This window comes from Shewanella sairae, from assembly GCF_023283535.1.
Taxonomy (GTDB): Bacteria; Pseudomonadota; Gammaproteobacteria; order Enterobacterales; family Shewanellaceae; genus Shewanella; species Shewanella sairae.
Genome location: NZ_JAKILT010000006.1, coordinates 31,300 through 49,323, shown reverse-complemented (window position 1 = coordinate 49,323; position 18,024 = coordinate 31,300). Strand labels below are relative to the sequence as shown.

At 42.9% G+C, this 18,024-nt stretch carries 17 protein-coding genes; 7 read left to right on the top strand and 10 right to left on the bottom strand.

What is annotated here, in order from left to right:
• The first annotated feature begins 84 nt into the window (after positions 1 to 84).
• Complete coding sequence (locus L2748_RS24415; protein ID WP_276516279.1) at positions 85 to 3,885, top strand: S8 family serine peptidase; 3,801 nt, start codon at positions 85 to 87, stop codon at positions 3,883 to 3,885.
• Positions 3,886 to 3,988: 103 nt separating this feature from the next.
• Here L2748_RS24415 and asnC read toward each other — a convergent pair whose 3' ends face one another.
• The 5 genes from asnC to L2748_RS03805 all read right to left on the bottom strand — a co-directional run bounded on the left by asnC (position 3,989) and on the right by L2748_RS03805 (position 6,679).
• Positions 3,989 to 4,450, bottom strand: a complete 462-nt coding sequence (gene asnC, locus L2748_RS03825; RefSeq protein WP_012275918.1) for a transcriptional regulator AsnC — start codon at positions 4,448 to 4,450, stop codon at positions 3,989 to 3,991.
• Between the two features lie 208 nt (positions 4,451 to 4,658).
• Entirely contained in the window at positions 4,659 to 5,336 is a 678-nt protein-coding gene (gene rluA, locus L2748_RS03820) for a bifunctional tRNA pseudouridine(32) synthase/23S rRNA pseudouridine(746) synthase RluA (RefSeq protein ID WP_220780291.1), read from the bottom strand.
• Positions 5,337 to 5,428: 92 nt separating this feature from the next.
• Positions 5,429 to 5,719: a hypothetical protein gene (locus L2748_RS03815; RefSeq protein WP_220780292.1), complete on the bottom strand. Its 291-nt coding sequence runs from the start codon at positions 5,717 to 5,719 to the stop codon at positions 5,429 to 5,431.
• A gap of 26 nt (positions 5,720 to 5,745) precedes the next feature.
• The gene (locus L2748_RS03810) at positions 5,746 to 6,264 is read right to left on the bottom strand and encodes a class I SAM-dependent methyltransferase (RefSeq protein ID WP_220780293.1); all 519 of its coding nucleotides are present in this window, start codon (positions 6,262 to 6,264) and stop codon (positions 5,746 to 5,748) included.
• Positions 6,265 to 6,268: 4 nt separating this feature from the next.
• Positions 6,269 to 6,679, bottom strand: a complete 411-nt coding sequence (locus L2748_RS03805; RefSeq protein WP_220780294.1) for a hypothetical protein — start codon at positions 6,677 to 6,679, stop codon at positions 6,269 to 6,271.
• 461 nt (positions 6,680 to 7,140) lie between these two features.
• On the opposite strand from L2748_RS03805, the gene L2748_RS03800 reads away from it, so the two are divergent.
• Together L2748_RS03800 and L2748_RS03795 are read left to right on the top strand one after the other, a co-directional pair.
• Positions 7,141 to 8,130 (top strand): 2-hydroxyacid dehydrogenase, encoded by a 990-nt coding sequence (locus tag L2748_RS03800; RefSeq protein ID WP_220780295.1) that lies wholly within the window; start codon positions 7,141 to 7,143, stop codon positions 8,128 to 8,130.
• Between the two features lie 153 nt (positions 8,131 to 8,283).
• Positions 8,284 to 9,021, top strand: coding sequence for a dienelactone hydrolase family protein (locus L2748_RS03795; RefSeq protein ID WP_220780296.1), 738 nt, complete (start codon positions 8,284 to 8,286; stop codon positions 9,019 to 9,021).
• A gap of 75 nt (positions 9,022 to 9,096) precedes the next feature.
• Here L2748_RS03795 and L2748_RS03790 read toward each other — a convergent pair whose 3' ends face one another.
• Positions 9,097 to 9,621, bottom strand: coding sequence for a DUF3332 domain-containing protein (locus tag L2748_RS03790; protein WP_220780297.1), 525 nt, complete (start codon positions 9,619 to 9,621; stop codon positions 9,097 to 9,099).
• Positions 9,622 to 9,906: 285 nt separating this feature from the next.
• Here L2748_RS03790 and L2748_RS03785 point away from each other — a divergent pair, with 285 nt between their 5' ends.
• The 4 genes from L2748_RS03785 (at position 9,907) to L2748_RS03770 (ending at position 14,672) form a co-directional block, all read left to right on the top strand.
• Positions 9,907 to 10,650, top strand: a complete 744-nt coding sequence (locus L2748_RS03785) for a spermidine synthase (RefSeq protein ID WP_220780328.1) — start codon at positions 9,907 to 9,909, stop codon at positions 10,648 to 10,650.
• Between the two features lie 317 nt (positions 10,651 to 10,967).
• Positions 10,968 to 11,537, top strand: coding sequence for an alkyl hydroperoxide reductase subunit C (gene ahpC, locus L2748_RS03780; RefSeq protein WP_220759113.1), 570 nt, complete (start codon positions 10,968 to 10,970; stop codon positions 11,535 to 11,537).
• Positions 11,538 to 11,850: 313 nt separating this feature from the next.
• Positions 11,851 to 13,425, top strand: coding sequence for an alkyl hydroperoxide reductase subunit F (gene ahpF / locus L2748_RS03775; RefSeq protein WP_220780298.1), 1,575 nt, complete (start codon positions 11,851 to 11,853; stop codon positions 13,423 to 13,425).
• Between the two features lie 113 nt (positions 13,426 to 13,538).
• Positions 13,539 to 14,672 (top strand): GGDEF domain-containing protein, encoded by a 1,134-nt coding sequence (locus L2748_RS03770; RefSeq protein WP_220780299.1) that lies wholly within the window; start codon positions 13,539 to 13,541, stop codon positions 14,670 to 14,672.
• A 77-nt stretch (positions 14,673 to 14,749) separates the two neighbouring features.
• On the opposite strand, the gene L2748_RS03765 is transcribed toward L2748_RS03770, so the two are convergent.
• From L2748_RS03765 to L2748_RS03750, 4 genes are all read right to left on the bottom strand, one after another.
• Positions 14,750 to 14,947, bottom strand: coding sequence for a cytoplasmic protein (locus L2748_RS03765; protein ID WP_220780300.1), 198 nt, complete (start codon positions 14,945 to 14,947; stop codon positions 14,750 to 14,752).
• A gap of 123 nt (positions 14,948 to 15,070) precedes the next feature.
• Positions 15,071 to 15,511, bottom strand: a complete 441-nt coding sequence (locus L2748_RS03760) for a nuclear transport factor 2 family protein (RefSeq protein ID WP_220780301.1) — start codon at positions 15,509 to 15,511, stop codon at positions 15,071 to 15,073.
• A gap of 214 nt (positions 15,512 to 15,725) precedes the next feature.
• Positions 15,726 to 17,153: a thioredoxin family protein gene (locus tag L2748_RS03755; protein WP_220780302.1), complete on the bottom strand. Its 1,428-nt coding sequence runs from the start codon at positions 17,151 to 17,153 to the stop codon at positions 15,726 to 15,728.
• Between the two features lie 407 nt (positions 17,154 to 17,560).
• Positions 17,561 to 17,977: a hypothetical protein gene (locus L2748_RS03750; RefSeq protein ID WP_220780303.1), complete on the bottom strand. Its 417-nt coding sequence runs from the start codon at positions 17,975 to 17,977 to the stop codon at positions 17,561 to 17,563.
• Positions 17,978 to 18,024: the final 47 nt, after the last annotated feature.

Below are 18,024 nucleotides of genomic sequence, written 5' to 3'. Positions count from 1 at the left end.
CGGATAAATAGGTTTAGTACCAAGGCCTAGGTTGCAACAACGCAGGATATAACAATAAAACTTGTAGTAATAAGGAATAGACAAGTGAAAACAAAAATAGCAATAGCAGTCTCTACTGCACTGGTCACTATGTCTGCAAGCGCAATGGCTGTGCAGCATGATCTTAATCAACAAATCACTCTTTTAAATTCTGACGCTGCAAGAGCAAATATTGCGGTTGTCGATTCTAAATCAGACTCTTATTCAGAAACCCAAGTCGTAAGAAGTAATGCCATTTTTACTCCTGAAGCGGATTTAGCCGATGGCGTTTATCGTTATTTTGTACGCTTAACTGAAAGCCCTGTAGCACTTTATCAAGGTGGTATTGAAGGTTTTAAAGCTACTTCTCTTGAGAAAGTTAGCGGTAAAAATGGCAAGCTTGACGTGACAAGCGCAAGCGTAAAGTCTTATCGCTCTTTTCTGAGCTCACGCCAAGATGATGTTATTCAAAAGGCGAGAGCTGCAATTGGTCAGTTAGATATCAAACAAAGAACGACGCTTGCTTATAACGGCCTAGTCGTTGAAATGACCCAAGAGCAAGCAGCAACATTGGCTAATGTTGCTGGTATTGCCAATATTCAACGTGAAATTTTACGTAAACCTACGACAGATTCTGGCCCCGCGATTATTAAAGCCCCTTCAGTGTGGAGCGGTGAAGCTACGGGTACCGAAAGTAAAGGTGCAGGGATGATTGTCGGTATTATCGATACCGGTATTAATACTGACCACCCGTCTTTTGCTGATATAGGTGGCGATGGCTACGATCACTCAAACCCATGGGGGCCGGGAGTATTCTCTGGTGACTGTGCGGGAGATTACCCTGAACTTTGTAACGATAAGCTGATTGGTGTACATAGCTGGCCTGCTGTTACGGACCGATACTTAGATTATGATATTGATGTACCTGCAAATGGTGAAGATTATAATGGTCATGGCTCGCATACTGCAGGCACTACAGCCGGTAACGTGCTGAAAAATACCAATGTTCCAAACGTTGACGGTGAAGATACTGGAGTGGTATTCGAGTCTATGTCTGGCGTTGCTCCACACGCAAACATCGTTTCGTATCAGGTTTGTCTGCCTGGCGAAAATGATGAAATCGGCTTTGCTGGATGTTTACCATCATTAACTGTTCTTGCTGTTGAGCACGCGATAGAAAATGGCGTTGATGCACTTAACTACTCAATTGGTGGTGGTTCAAGTAACCCATGGAACGATGCTGATGCGCTTGCTTTCTTATCTGCGCGTAAAGCCGGTATCCACGTAGCGACTTCTGCGGGTAACTCAGGCCCTGGTCCTGAAACCGTCGGTTCACCAGGTGACGCACCTTGGCTAACTACGGTGGCTGCATATACGCATGACCGTGATTTTTCTGAAAAGAATATCGGTGAGTTCAGTGGCGGTGATACTGCAGTACCTGAGGCGTTGACGGGTAAAGCAATGACGGGCGAGTTTACTGGTTCGGTTGTTTACGCAGGCAACTTTGAAAATAGTAATGATCCAGACAATGACCCTGCGCAATGTTTAGAACCTTTCCCTGCTGAGACTTTTGCCGATAATACGATTGTAGTTTGTGATCGCGGCGCAATTGCTCGTGTTGATAAAGGGCGTAACGTTCTTGCTGGTGGCGCTTCAGGTTTAGTATTGGCAAACCTACAAGGTGGCGCTGACAGCGTTGTTGCTGATGCGCATGTATTACCTGCTATTCATATCGATGCAGATAAAGGTGATGCCCTTAAAACTTGGCTAGCAAGTGGCGCTGAGCATATGGCTACTATTACTGGTACAGAAGTTGTTCAAGATGAAGACCTTGCACGTATTGCTGCTGGCTTTACTTCACGTGGCCCTAATAAGTCTGTGCCAGATGTCATTGCGCCATCAATTGCAGCACCTGGTGTGAGTATTTTTGCAGCCTATGCTGATCAGCAATCTGATGGATTTAAGCAAAACCCAGATCCGAGTGATTACGGTTTCTTGAGTGGTACGTCTATGGCAAGCCCACATGTTGCGGGTGCGCTAACATTGCTTGCTAGTATCCACCCAGATTGGACGCCTGCAGAGGTGCAATCAGCATTAATGCTAACGGCAAATCAAGAAACCTTTAAAGAAGATGGTGTAACTCCTTCAGATTTCTTCGATATGGGCGCGGGTTATGCCAATGTTGAGGCCGCGGCCAAAACCGGTCTGGTAATGGATGAAAGCTATGTTGATTATGTAAAAGCAGATCCTGCCTTAGGCGGTCAGCCTTCACAAATTAACTTACCAACAATTGCCAATGCTAAATGTGTGGGCGAGTGTACTTGGACTCGAACAGTTAAAGCGACTAAAGATGGCACTTGGACTGCGGATTCTCTCGGTGCTACAGATGGTTTAATCTTGTCTGTTACACCAGCTGAATTTGAGTTAAAGGCCGGTGAGACTCAAGAGTTGACCGTAACTGCTGATGTGAGCGCTGCAAGCGTTGGTTGGAATTTTGCTAACATTCAGCTTCAGTCTGAAGGTATGCCTGATGTTAAGTTACCTGTCGCCGTTAAAGCGGGCACTGATAACCTTCCTGCTAGCTTAGATATTATTGCTGGTCGCTCGCAAGGCAGTATGACATACACTGGTTTTGTATCGAGTGAGCTGACGGATATAACTGCAGGTGTTTACGATAAAGCTACCGCGTTAATTGCTCCAATTACTCTAAATGTACCAGAAGATGGTTTCAATTATGTTGGTTTGGAATTCCCTGCACTTGCTAATGTGATTATCTCTACTTCCTCTGATACTGCACCTGATGTTGATTTACGTATTCTTGATGAGAACTTTGCCAATATCGGTAGCAGTGCAGGTCCTGATTCTAATGAATCAGTTGCATTTACTAATTTGCCAGCCGGTGTTTATTATCTAGTGGTTGATGGTTATACCGCATCAACACCTGGTGGTACCGATGAGGTAACCATTAATGTTACTTCTGTACTGGCAAACGACGAGTCAAAGAGTACAGATGTATCAGTTGCCGTTGATGAGTCTGCAGGTGAGTTTAGTCTGACATTTGACTGGAATACTGATAGCAACTCTTCTGGTATTTTGATTCTTACATCAGGCGATCAAAGCAGTGAAGTGCAAGTACCTGTAAGCATCACTCGTAAAAATGATGTTTCTCATGTCCACAGTTTATCTGATGCTATGACAGCGGGTGTTCCGAGCCGCGTTAGCTTTAATGTTGCACCTAACTTTAGTGATGAAGACAAAGAATATTCTTTCTCTGCTCAAATGTCCGCTGGACATAAAGTGGCTAACATCTCAAATGATGGTACACAGGAAGGTAACATCATTAGTTGGACTGTGGTACAGGAAGCATCTTCTGGAGAAGCGATGTCGGTAGGCTTTGACTTTATACCAACAAAAGCGGGTTCAGCTTATGCTATGAAGCTCACCAATGAGTTTGGTGATGACATGGTAGAGGAAACTGTTAAGTTTGGTGTTAGTGAAGTAGCACCCGTAGCTATGGCTGATGCACCTGAATGGGTTGTTGAAGGTCTAACAGTTAATGTCAGTGGCGCAGGTTCGTATGACGGTAATGACGACAAGCTTACCTATGAATGGGTTCAAACAGGCGGTGTACCGATTCTGTTTGATAATAAAGCTGAGTCATTTAGCTTTGCAGCTCCAGAAGTAGGCAGGCAAGGTGATATCTTATCATTTGAATTAACCGTTTCAGACTCGAATGGTAATTCAGATAAAGCGACCACAGTTGTTTCTGTTTCAGAAGCTAAAGAACTTGATAAAGGTGGTTCTATAGGTTGGGTAGGTTTACTGCTTTTACCTGTTGTATGGATGCGCCGTAAGTTGAAAGCGTAATATTCAGAAGCACAATAAAAAGGCTAACAATTGTTAGCCTTTTTTATTTCGAGTGAGTGACAATTCTAATCTCTTATCACCGTTAGCTCTAATGTTTGGATAGTTAAGGCTTAACCGCCCGTACAATCGGGTTTTGCAGGCTAATTAAGGTTTCTGTCGATTGGATTTCATCAATAGACTGAATGCGGTTAATCAGCACATGCTGCAGCCCATCAATAGACTGGCACATTACTTTTACAAATACACTGTAGTTGCCTGTGGTGTAATAGGCTTCAACCACTTCTTCTAATGCATTTAGCTTAGATATTGCGGCAGGGTAATCGCCTGCACTTTTTAAGTTAATCCCAATAAAACAACACACGTCATAGCCTAAAGCTTTCGGGTTGACGGTAATTTGTGCCCCAGTGATGATGCCGGCTTGCTTCATTTTTTCTACACGCACATGAATGGTGCCAGCACTGACGCCGAAGCGTTTAGCAAGCTCAGCGAACGGCGTTCTTGCCTCTTTCATTAAGGCAGATAAGATTTGGTTATCGAGTGAGTCTCTTTGAAATGGGGCTTCCATAATAAATACGCTGTTTGCTTATTGGTTAGGTAAGTAATTTACGTATTTTATGCACAATATTCTACTGATTTATCAAATAACTTAGCGCTAAGTGAGTTTGTCTAAGTTATTTTCATCGGAGTGCTTATCACTGCAGCTGAGCATTATAAAAAAAGCACTGAATATTGCTACTCGTGCTTTTGTTGATTTTGCATCGATATGTACGGAGCTATTGCTCTGCTTCAGCCTGCATAAAAGGCGCGTCACAACTAAAGGTCATCGGCTCTTTAGTATATGGGTGGGTAATCGTTAGCGATTGAGCATGCAGTAATAGTCTTGGGGCGAGTCGCTTGGCTAACGGATCAGCATAAAAATTATCACCAAGAATAGGGTGACCTAATGCCATCATATGTACCCGTAGCTGATGAGATCGGCCAGTGATAGGCGTCAGTTTTACCAGAGTTGAGCGCTTACCGTAGCTAATCACTTCATAATGAGTCTGTGAGGCTTTACCTATTTTATGGTCGACCTTTTGCTTTGGTCTATTCGGCCAATCACATATCAGCGGTAGATTAACCGTGCCATTAGGCTGTTTTACATGTCCTGCAACGCGGGCGTAATAGGTCTTCTGGGTCTCTCTATCTCTAAATTGGCGCTTTAGCTCCGACTCCGCACTGCGGATCAGTGCGACAACAATCACGCCAGATGTCGCCATATCTAAACGGTGAACGATTTTTGCGTGAGGAAACTCCGCTAATACTCGAGTATAAGTACTGTCAGCGTGAGCAGGGTCTCGCCCAGGGACAGATAATAAACCTGATGGTTTATTAACAACCATGATGTCTTTATCTTGATGGAGTATCTCAAGCCAAGGTGTCGTAGGAGGAGAATAGACGAAATCAGTCATGATGGAACCTTATTAAAAATGCGCGGCAAAGATACCTCTTAGGCGCTTATCCATGCAAGTAGATTTGAGATTATTGTTAGCTAAGTGGAAGGTTAGGAAAAACTATTACCATTGACATGCATGATCGCAAAGGTCCACACCACAAAAGCAAGCGTGCAGTGGATTAACGCGTAAAAAGATTGGTCTAGACGCCCCATGCTTCGAGCGTCCCAGATAAGCAGGCCGTGCAGTAAAATAACAATGGGGAATAACGCAAGCAAAGGATAAAGGCTCAGTATGCTGGCATCGCCAAAAACAAGTCTGCTGAGCAGGGCCCACACAACCATAAAGCCAGTGACTATCGGTGGCATTGCAACACGATACTGCTCAGGGTATGGGAACATACTTTGCCTCTATATTTTGGTCCTGTTTACCCTAAGGGCTTTTGTGCTATTAATTGCGCCTTATAGCTAGCGTTAGGTAATTCTCCGAATAGATCTTCAGAGTAATGTAGACAGCGCCAGTTAGCAAATAATGCTTTTAATTCATTCGATTTTAGCAAAAAGTCCGGGTTCCGCGGTCGACCAATTTCAGCTTGTTGTTCGGTGAATGTTTCATAGATGATAAGCCCGCCGGGCTTAACGCTGTTGATTATCTGTGAGAACAGTGGACGGTGCAGGTAATTGAACACGAGAACCAGATCGTATTGATGTCGCGGCAGCGTTGGCGCACTGCCGTCTTCAAGATCCCACTCAAGTAACTCAATATTGTCTTTTGTCTGTAATAGTAACCCTGATAGATTTCTATCAAGGTAAGTGACTTGGTAGCCTTTTTGGCTGAACCACTGACCATTGCGGCCACTACCGCAGGCAAGATCTAAAACCTTAGCGTTAGCGCTGAGATAATCAGGTAAATCGGTGAATTGAGTAATTAGGTCTGCACAGTTCATTTATTTAGCCTTTGACTTCCTTTTTACCACCAATCCTACGTCTATGTACGATGGAGTAATGACGTAGCCCTGAAGGCCCATGAGATACGATGACTGATAGTAACACTATGCTAATAAGTAGCTCAGGTTTATAGTTTGCCAAAGGGATAAAGAGTGCAAGTAAACCGATTTTTACAAGCGTTAGTACGCCTTTTAGTTGGATTAACCAACGCCAGTCGCGCACAACTTCCCATAGCATTAGGGCTGAGCCCGTTGCCATCGCCATAATCCAATAGGTGAGCCATTGTTCTTGGGGCACGCCGAGTAAAATGCCACCACCAGCACCTGTGATGCCTAAAATATGCAACGCTCGCAGAGCGGTCTTTGAAAAGCGTTGCACCATAAATTGTTTTTCAGTGAGTTCTTTTCTTGCCATATTAACAGGGTCTTCTGAGCTTACATTTGAGGAAATTTTATCAGGTATTCACTAATTAAAAAGAGCTGAGTGATCACATGCTGACACGATAAGTTATCAATCGCAGTAAAAATTCGCTATTAGCGAGCAGGCTTGCTGAGTTTAGGCTAATTTTGTGAAGCAGTTATCTGTACCTCTTTATAGTTACTGGTATGCTAATAAATAGATGCTTACTCCTTGCTATAATTGGTATTTTCATGCTCAACCAATTGTGGCAGTGACTCGAATAACGCTGAGAACGTATCCTTTCTCGATAGTGAATTTATTCAACATTAAGCTGAAAAGCGAGCTGTCAGGGCTCGCTTTTTATTTTGGTTAACTCGACCTCTCCCATCGCATTCCTTTTATTGCTGCCAAGACAAAGCTTCCTATATCACATACACTGTGCAAGTTTTCCCCTTCATTTAGCTAAGGTTTAGACTATGAAAATAGGTTTTTTTAGCGCCAAACACTACGATATGCAGCATTTTGATCGTACCAATTCTGCGTTCGGTGCTTCTATTGAGTATTTCGATTACCGTCTTTGCATGCAGTCAGTCAAGTTGGCGGAAGGCTTTGAGGTTATTTGCGCCTTTGTAAACGATTCTTTGTGTGAAGAAGTGCTGGTTGAGCTGGCTAAGGGTGGTACTAAGGTTATCGCTATGCGCTGTGCTGGCTTTAATAACGTTGATTTGGCTGCTGCAGAACGTTTAGGCATGAAAGTGGTCAACGTTCCTGCTTACTCCCCTGAGTCAGTGGCAGAGCACACTGTTGCATTAATGCTGACATTAAACCGTAAAATTCATAAGGCTTATCAACGTACTCGCGACGCTAATTTCTCTCTTGAAGGTTTAGTCGGTTTTAATATGCACGGTCGCACGGTTGGTGTGATTGGTACGGGTAAAATCGGTTTAGCCACGATTAAAGTTTTACAAGGCTTTGGCTGTAAAGTTGTCGCTCACGATCCTTATCCAAACCAAGCTGTGCTTGACTTAGGCATTGAATATTTGCCACTGGAACAGCTTTATCCAATTTGTGATGTGATTAGCTTACATTGCCCATTAACCCAAGAAAACCATCATCTACTGAGTGAGAATAGTTTTGCTCAAATGAAACCGGGCGTAATGGTAATAAACACCAGTCGTGGTGGTTTGCTTAACGCACTCGACGCAATGGAAGCCTTAAAAACTGGGCAGTTAGGCTCGTTAGGTTTAGATGTTTACGAGAATGAAAAAGAGCTTTTCTTTGAAGATAAGTCGAGCGAAATCATTCAAGATGATGTGTTTAGGCGCCTATCGGCTTGTCACAACGTGATTTTTACCGGTCATCAAGCCTTCTTAACCGAAGAAGCCCTTGGCGCAATCGCGCACACGACACTGAGTAATGTGCAGCAGTTGCTTGCCGGAGAGCATTGCCCTAACGAGCTATATTAACTTTATATCGCGTTAATGGTTATAAATAGGCAGTAGTCTCTTTAGTGTTAAACACTTAAGTGCTACTGCTTTTTTTATCGCAAATACTTACCAGCTACTTTAGTCTATAGCAAAGAATCGTATTTATTTATCAGACTTATCTAAGGAAAGCCGATGATCATTACTCAAGAAGTGCATGATATTTCGACCGCAACTGGACCAATGCGAACCTATTTATATCGCCCTGATTGTGATGGCCAGTTTGCGACTATTATCTTTTATTCAGAAATTTTTCAGCAAACTGCACCGATTGCCAGAGCGGCAGCTATTTTGGCTGGGCACGGCTTTGTTGTTTTGGTGCCTGAGGTTTTTCATGAGCTTAATCCCATTGGCACAGTGCTTGAGTATGATGATATCGGTAAGGATAAAGGTAATGCTGATAAGTTTACTAAGCCACTTGAGCAACATGATAGCGATACAGAAGCTTTAGTTAATTTTGCGCGTAGCTTAAGCTTTTGTACCAGTAGTGTGGGCAGTATAGGCGTTTGTATTGGTGGTCATTTGGCTTATCGCGCGGCGTTAAACCCTGATATTCAAGGTGCATTTTGCTTATATCCGACAGATATTCACTCAAATACTTTGCCTTGTGCCGAGGGCAATGATTCATTGACTCGTACTGGCGAGATAGCTGCTGAATTAGTGATGGTGTTTGGTAAGCAAGACCCTCATGTATCAAGCGAAGGGCGTAAAGCTATTTATAACAAACTTGAAGCAACGGATCGTAAATTTAATTGGCTTGAAGTGAATGCGCAGCATGCCTTTATGCGTGATGAGGGTGATAGATATGATGCGGCGTTAGCCTTGCAAATGTATCTGCAGGCGGTAGCGTTTTTTCAGCGAACCTTAAAGTAGTTTCTACTGGGTTCTGAAACAAAAGGGGCGAGTCATTACTGACTCGCCCCTTTTGTTATTGCTAGCAACTAGGTATTAACCTTGCTGGTAAGCGGCAAGTTCTGTAGTGCTTACACGAGCAATAAAGCTATTGTCTAGGTAGAAGTCAACGTGTTCGCCTTGCTTAACGCCAGACATAACCTGCTGGCTACCATCTTCATAAACTAAAGTCATTGCTAAGGTGTTTTCGTCAGTTGCTACCATAGAGGCGCTGGTCAACTTAACGTTCTTTAGTGGAGCAGTGGTTAGATCGCCATCAATATGCTTGTTAACTTTGAAGATAGCTTCAACTGGCATATCAACAACCGCAGGTGAACGACCTGTGATTGGGTTAGTACCTGTCCAGAATTCAATGCTGTTAATAATGAACAGATCACCTGTTGCTGCAAAGCCGTAAATTGGGCTCATTAGCATAAATAGGCCTGCACGACCGTAACGGTTATCTACCGCGCTCAAGTTAGCTTTAGTCACTAAGCCACTTAAGCCCATTTGGCCCATACAGCCAGTTAATTGAGTGCTTAAAATTGCAGTTAGCGCGATAGCTGAAATTGTCTTTTTCATTAGTCTATTTTGTTCAATTGAGAATGGCGCTGATTGTATGTATCAGTGGAAAATGAAATGTGATAGCGATCGCAACTCTGGGTTGGATATTTGTTGTTTTTGTGGTGTGCGTTGGAGTGGTTGTTTGCTTGTTGTGGAGATTGTTTTTAAGTCTGAGCTACTGTGTGGTTTGCTGGGTAAATTGGAGGTAGTTGTTGTGGCTGATGTTTTATGCTTCAACGACCACTTGGCATTTTACTCATGAATAAATTGACGCATAATAACGCCCCAATTACCGGAGAGCGTATGTCAGATTATCAAGTTTTACACCAAACCCAAGATGAGTATGGTCCGCTTATTGTTTTAGAAGACAAAGAAACGCGGATCCTCGCGTTTGGTGAAAACGATGAGCAAAGTAAGTTGCTAAAAGCTACGCCACATATTCCGCAGCATACTTATGTGCAAGCCATGCTATTGGTCTTGTTATATAGCCAACCTAAGAGCGCTATAGTATTAGGCCTAGGTGGTGGCGGGCTGATCCATGCGCTACGCCATTTCGATGCTGGCATTAAGCTGACGGCGGTAGAGTTGCGTGCCGACGTAATTGAACTGGCTAAGCGCTACTTTCAATTACCATTGAGCAAAAAGCTGAAAGTTGTTCACCAAGATGCGAAACAGTTTTTAGCAGCTGCAGATCATAAGAAGGTCGATGTGGTGTTTGCTGATATCTACAGCGCTGAAGGTGTTGATGCTGCGCAGGTTTCTGAAGTGTTTATTGCCCAATGCGCTGCTTTAGTTAAAGCTGATGGCTACTTGGTGCTTAATTGTTGGAAAGAGCATAGCCAAAACCGTGAGCTATTAGCTTACTTAAATATGCACTTTGTTGAAGTGCGTGCCTGTTTAACAGGCAGTGGTAACTGGGTGGTGTTTGCCGGTAAGGCAAAGCGCGATATTAGTGCTAGTGCGCTAAAAGCTAAGGCGCAATCGTTATCACAACAGCTTGATTTCCAATTGGCGCGTTCATTAACTCGCTTTGATCTTTGGCAGTAACGCAGCCTTGCTCACCAATAAGCCTTTTATTGGTGAGCCACTTCTACATTGGCCATATCATTGCCCGGTTCCTAAACCAACATCATGGTTTTCATATCAGCGGTATTGTTTTAGCCCTTGTTTGCTTGAGTTGTTAATCCTATTCGGAAAATTAGATTAGGATGATAGCTTTTACTCGTTATGATAAATCGTTTTTCTCGACTACTATGCTTCCATCGCAAACGAACTGGCTTTATAGAGACTCATCATCACTCAAGCAGTTTGTTGAATTTTAAGAAATAGTATTTTCAAATTTAATTATTAAAACGGAGCATCACATGCATCAGTCAATCATCAACTCTACAATCAAGCCATTTTCTGCAACTGCTTTCCACAACGGTGATTTTCACCCAGTGACAGAGCAAGACCTTTTAGGTAAGTGGTCAGTCGTTTTCTTCTACCCAGCTGACTTTACCTTTGTATGTCCAACAGAATTGGGCGACATGGCTGACCACTACGAAAAGCTACAGTCTATGGGCGTTGAAGTTTACTCAGTATCTACTGATACTCACTTCACTCACAAAGCATGGCACGCAAGTTCAGACACAATCGGCAAAATCCAATACCCAATGATTGGTGATCCAACAGGTACTATCACACGCAACTTCGGTGTGATGATTGAAGAAGACGGTCTAGCACTACGTGGCACATTTGTAATTAACCCAGAAGGTGAAATCAAAGTTGCTGAAGTACACGACCTAGGTATTGGTCGCAGCGCAGCTGAACTTGTTCGTAAAATTCAAGCGGCTCAATATGTTGCTACTCACGACGGCGAAGTATGTCCAGCAGCATGGCAGCCAGGTGAAGCAACACTAGCTCCATCAATTGACCTAGTTGGTAAAATCTAAGACTCAATTGAAGGTTTGTTAGATAAATGGCTCGCTAGCCAGCCCCAAACCGGTTAGCGAGACAAATATCGACACCAGCCTATCTCCATGACTTGAGGATAGTCCCAAGTCATCAGTTGTTCAGCTTAGTGTCCCCCCTGAAATCTAAGCTGAACACATTTTTATAGAACGTGTTAACAAGCAAAACGCTAGTCGCAATACACTTTTATTTTTTATAACCACTTTTTATTTTTTAGTGAGTAGAGACTTGCTTGTGGCTAATGCTGCCTGCAGCTCACCGATACCAGATAAGCTTTTATATTTAGGAGTCATCATGTTAGATGCAAACGTAAAGAATCAACTGAACACATATTTGCAAAACCTTAAGCACCCAGTTGAGCTGGTTGTATCAGCTGATGACAGTCAAAAAGCGCAAGAGCTTAAATCACTAGCGGCTGATATTGATAGCCTGTCTTCACTTATCTCAGTAACAGATCAAGTGGGCGAACGTACACCTTCTATGGCAGTGATAAACCCATCTTTAGGCTCGCAAATTACTTTTGCTGGCTTGCCAATGGGCCATGAGTTTACATCGCTGGTGCTAGCACTGCTGCATAGTGGTGGTCATCCAATTAAGTTGGAAGCCGATGTGATCGAGCAGATCCGCCAACTACCGGGTGAATACCGCTTTGAGACTTATGTATCGCTAAGCTGCCAAACATGCCCGGAAGTCGTGCAGGCGCTGAATATGATGGCGGCAATCAATCCAAACATTACTAACGTAATGATTGATGGTTCTTTGTTCCAAGACGAAGTTAATGAGCGCAACATTATGGCAGTGCCTTCTGTTTACTTAAATGGTGAACAATTCTCAATGGGCGCTATCAGCACGGTAGAGATCTTAAATAAGTTAGATGTGAATGCCGCAGGCAGAAAAGCTGAGCAGTTAAATCAAAAAGAGGCATTTGATGTATTAGTTGTTGGTGGTGGTCCTGCTGGGGCATCGGCAGCCATTTACGCGGCACGAAAAGGTTTGCGCACCGGTATTGTGGCTGACAAGTTTGGTGGTCAAGTCGCTGAAACCGTTGGCATTGAAAACTTTATCTCAGTAAAAGCCACAGAAGGACCTAAGCTGGTGGCAAACCTTGAAGCTCACGTACATGAATATGACGTCGACATTATGGATAACCAACGTGCATTAAGTTTAAAATCTGGCGAGCTATTTGAATTAGAGCTTGAAAGCGGTGCAGTATTACGCAGTAAAACCGTGTTGTTAGCAACTGGCGCTCGCTGGCGTGAAATGAATGTTCCGGGTGAGCAAGAGTACCGTGGTAGTGGTGTGGCATATTGCCCACATTGTGACGGCCCACTATTTAAAGGTAAGCGTGTCGCGGTTATCGGTGGTGGTAACTCGGGTATTGAAGCGGCAATCGATTTAGCCAACATCGTTGAGCACGTTACCGTACTTGAGTTTGACAAGTCACTGCGCGCTGATGAAGTTTTACAGCGAAAAGCAAAATCTATGGGTAACATTGAGATTATTACCCAGGCGATGACCACAGAAGTAACGGGTGATGGCAAGCGTGTAAATGGTCTTAACTACACTGACCGCGCAACAGGTGACAGCCATCACGTTGAGTTAGCAGGTATCTTTGTTCAAATTGGTTTAGTGCCAAATTCTGAGTGGCTAAAAGACACCATTGATATGACTGCACGCGGTGAGATAGTTGTCGATGCTAAAGGTGAAACTTCATTACCCGGTGTGTTTGCAGCAGGCGATGTAACTAACTCAGCTTACAAGCAGATTATTATTGCCATGGGCAGCGGCGCAACCGCCTCTTTGGGAGCGTTCGATTACTTAATCCGTCACGATGTTGATGAGTCTAGTGATGAGAATGTTGCAGCCTAAAGCGATTAGTCGTTAGTATAAAGCCAGCAATATGCTGGCTTTCTTGTGTTTAGTTAATATGTGTCATTTACATTTAGCTTGTTTAGCCATGCATTTTTAAGAGTTGGGTTATTATGCTTTTCTGCACCAAGGAGCAAGTTCTGAAGTCACATCAATACCAAACACAGCTCCAAAGTGAATCGCTGACAATTATTAAACGCGGTATTGTTTGGGCTACCTATGTTAGCTCAGCACTGTTGCTAGTGGTGATGTTGAATATTTACTATTTTGATAAAGCGTTTTTTGATGCTGAACACCTAACGATAAAACTTGTTCCTTTAGCTCTAGCGCTCATCACAGGTATTGCTGTCACTAAAGTTTATGGAGTTTCTCGAATAGGTATCGCTAAAACTTATGCTTACTTAGGAGTATTAGTTGCAGCTTGGTGTTATCTGCTGGTTGGGCTAGAGATGCTCTCATCGAGTGCAATGCAGGGCATAGAATCTCTGGCTGATGTGCTAGTTATCTTATTCGCCTTTGCGCTATTTCCTAACCGTATTGCCATGTTATTGGGGATTTTACCGTTTTTAGTTTTTGGTAGTCTTTACCATTTCAATCAATACTCGGCTACGCCAATCTACCCAATAACTAAATTTTTATGTTTTTTAGGCATTGTATTATCTGGGCAAAAAATTATTTCGGGTTGGTTTACTAAAGCGGTGCTACGCAATATTGAGAAAAAGAAGTTATTAGCGCAATTTAAGCTGCTTGCGCTAATTGACGGCTTAACCAGTATTAGTAATCGTCGCCATTTTGATGATGTATTACGCCAAGAAATAAAGTCGTCAGAGCGCAGTGAACAGCCCTTATCTATTATTCTGGTCGATATCGACTATTTTAAATTACTCAATGACAGTTTAGGTCATCAAATGGGCGATGAATATTTGATGAAAGTCGCTCAAGTGCTAAATAGTGCGCTAGATAGGCCAAGAGATTTAGCTGCTCGTTACGGTGGTGAAGAGTTTGTCTTGGTATTACCTGATACGGATGCCACAGGTGCTAGCCATGTTGCTAACAAAGTAAAGTGGATGCTGGAAGAGGCTGGGCTGATGCATCCAAGTTCTGGCGTTTCTAAGTATGTGACTGTGTCGCAGGGCATTGCTTTATGGCAAAAAGGGATGTTATCCGCTAATTTACTTGAGCGAGCAGATGCCATGTTATATCAAGCAAAGTTTACAGGTAGAAATTGCTACGTATCAGAGTCGTAGGTTTTATGGTTTTAAAGATATAACTGCCGCGAATGCTGGGCAGTTATATCGACAAATTTTGGCGAAGTATTAATTTGCTACGCAGTGGTATTAATATTGTGACCTGTATTGCCTACAGGAGCTTTTGGGGCCTCGGGTACAGCTGCACTTATCAGTTGCATCGCGATATCGCCTTCAACTTTTTGTTGGTCTTTCGCCATTTGGGCGACCTTCACACCCACGTCACCATGACTCATATTAGGTTGCAGGTTAGCACTAGATATTGTTACTGCCATATTCAACTCGACTTATTAGAAATATCACTTAGTTATCGGCTTAATCCCCAAATACTTAAGTTTGGCAGTGTTACAGAGTGTATCGGTTTGGTTTATGCGGCTTTGAATGATACGGTTTTTTCGCTATTGCTTAAGAAACATCATTCTATAAATTAAGTTGTCTTTAATCTCATAAATCACCACAAGTTCAATATCGTCTTCACGTGTGTCAATCGCCACTGTTTCTTTATCAATAACAAAGTTGCCATCAACAATCCTTTTACTGATAAATGAAGATTTATAGATACTTGAGACGAGATATTTATAGGTCTTGTCAAAGCCATCCATGCCTTTGAAAAGTAATTTGTTTGGGAAGTCGTAGGCTTCAACTTCTGGATTAAATAGCGCTTTAAATTCGTCAAATTTATTACTGTTATAGGCTTGTAGGTGAGCATCGATGAGCGGGTGCTGTTCTAGCGATTCTGCGATAACTGGGGCTTGATATGCAATAGGGCGAGTTACTGCAGCTGCATGACTACACGTAAAAAAGACTAATACTATCGATATAAATTTGGCTAGTTTCATTTTTTCTGTCCTTGAAAACCACTTAATGAGCCTGCTTTTTTATCCCTACTTTGGGATAAATCCTTGCATCCAAGTTTAAAGTTATCAGTGTCAGTATGAGGTGTAAAGTATTAGTTGTGCGGGATAGATGATTGATTTAGGTATGTATTTATAGGATTTGAAGAAGGGGGTAAGGCCTTAGTCGAGATGTTATCTAAGGCCTTATTTTTGTGGGTTATGACTTTTTCGCTTTAACCTTTTCTAGGCTCTTACGCACTAACGTGATGATCACTGTAAGAATAATAGAGCTGAAGATTAGACCTATTGCTAACGCCACATTTTGCAGTGCTGTTGGGTCTAACGCTAACATGCCGCCTAACCCCATCATCATAATACCTGACATCAGTTTAAGTGTTTGGCCCTCTTTCTCAGTCAACTTACGCTTACCAAGCGACACGCTGAAAGCAATCACAATGGCAGCAAGAGGAATGACATAAACCACATTGTACATAACAAGGTACATGTAGCGTTCAAAGGTTTCTAAGTCATGCATAGATAGCACGCTGGTGTAGATCATTGGGAATCCTGCTGTGCACAGTAGCTCATAAGCATTCGCTAAAATCGATAGCACCACAGTGCCGGCTATCATAGCTGTCATGCTGCTGGCACTGGTTAATTTACCCATGCGCTTTATCAGCCCGGTGCGATTTTCGGCAGACATAGACAGGGTGACTTCGCCCTTGGTAAAGAAATAGTCTTTAATGTTTACCGCCCCCGCAACCAGCGCGAGCATGCCTGCGCCGAGAATAATCCAGCCACCATCGCTACCTGCACCAAGTAATTGGAAGATATTGAGCCAAGCGCTCATAAAAATAAAATAGATAAAGCCAGAGAAGAACACGAAGATGCCGCCAACAATCAACATGCGGGTGCGACTCTTAGCGTTAACCATAATAGACAGCAGAAATAGTAAAACGAAGAAAGCACAAGGGTTGAAAGCATCAACTCCGGCTAAGACCACGGTTAATAGTGGTAGTGACATCTGTTCTGGATGAACAACGCCAACAAGTGGTAATTCAACCGGCTGCACATCAGAGCTTGCTAACTCGCTGCTGGTATCTAAGCCTAAATTACAAGTACCGTCGCCGCCTTCTTTACTATCACTCTCACTACAGGTTGCAAATAAACCGCCAGCAGCAGGTACTTCAACCGTGTAATTGCCTTCTGCCTCAGGTGCTAGCTTCCCGCCTAATGAAACGTAATAGGACTTTAAGCGCTGCAGCAGAAACTCACCGGTTACCGCCTGACTGCTATAACCGACAACCGCCTTTTCGCCACTAGCAAAGTAAGGCACTGAGCGTGCTTCAGTAGCTGTCGCTTTGGCTATTTTCTGCCAAGTCTCCATCGTCCCTGGCGCAGTGATCATATGATCTTCGACTTCGATCCACGGATAACGCTCTGGCAAGCTATCAATAAACGGATGAGCTTCAGCGCAATGTGGGCAGGTCTTGGACCAAAAGAAGTAGAGTTTAACTTTTAGTTCGCCTTGAGCATTAGTGTAATGCCACATATTAGCGTCAACACTTTGGGGGCTAACAGCAAAGCTTGGAAATGAAAGACTTGTGAGAAGAAGACTAAGGAATAGCAGAGTGGATTTGACCATGCGAGCTCCAAACCTGTTGAGCATTAATTGATAGACTTGTTGTGTCTATTACTCTACTGCAAGGTCTCCTGATTGATAAATAATTGTTTCTTTTTTGCTACGCAAATCTCGAATCACTGGCTTTTGGGAACTATGGCGAACTTTAGTAAATAAAATGAAACTTCTTCTAATATTTATAAAGGCTTGATTAAATACGTGTAAGTTAAGGCTTCAGCTGCTTAAACCAGTAAAGGGAAGGGATTAACTAGCTTTACTGAAGGTTGTTGGTTATATGTTGCTGTTTACGTGCCATCTTAGCTGTAACAATTACATTAGTGATAGTGAGTATGGCTAAAAGTTCAGTAACTATATACAGCTGGCTGAATATTATTCACCCTATATTAGTAGCATTAAGGAGAGGCAGCTTTTTAGTCATCATTACTAACAACTTGTACTAAGGTTTGCTCAAATTCATCAGGGCACCAGATGATAGAAACACTGCGGTCGACGTTGTGGCTTGCAGTTAATATGCGAGTAATCACCGGAGCGGAATAAGCTGAATCACTTAAATAGCTTTTAATCCGATCAATGCGTCTTTCTGCTAACCATTTATTATATTTATGGGATTCTTCGGTTGAATAGATTGGATTAACTTTAAACTCGAGTAATAGATAGCCCTCTGTGGCTTGGGTCCCATGGGTTAACGCATCGAGCTGAGCGGCATATTGCCCTGCAAAATAAGAGCTGTTTTTGGGGTAGGGGATATCAAATATATGGCTAGAATTATTGCATTGTGCAAGGGCGCTACCTGAAACAAGTAAGCAAATAATAGCGATAAACTTCATCTTGCATATCCTTAAATTACATCAAAATCCTTTAGTACTTTACGGTT